We start from the raw sequence: 202 nt of genomic DNA, 5'->3' as shown, positions 1-202 counted from the left end.
TTACCAGGCGTGCGCAATCCGTGCGGTGAATACTGACGCCGCGACCCTGGGTAATGAACCCGGTAATGGCGTCGCCGGGCAGCGGCTTGCAACAACCCGCCATGTGATTGAGCAGGTTACCGACACCATGCACCTGCACCTCGCTACGGTAGCGGGTCGCCCCCGGCCGGGCCAGCTTGAGCTCGGGTTCGGGGCGGCGTTC

The 202-nt window shown here is 65.8% G+C and carries 1 protein-coding gene; it reads right to left on the bottom strand.

The features are described 5' to 3' along the window. On the bottom strand, positions 1 to 202 hold a 202-nt coding region (locus tag A3709_RS23685), incomplete at both ends, for a hypothetical protein (RefSeq protein ID WP_197484172.1).

The sequence above is a fragment of the Halioglobus sp. HI00S01 genome (genome assembly GCF_001635445.1).
In the GTDB taxonomy this organism is placed as follows: Bacteria; Pseudomonadota; Gammaproteobacteria; order Pseudomonadales; family Halieaceae; genus Halioglobus; species Halioglobus japonicus.
Note: the sequence above shows the minus strand (reverse complement) of the source record. Positions and strands in the feature narration are given on the sequence as shown.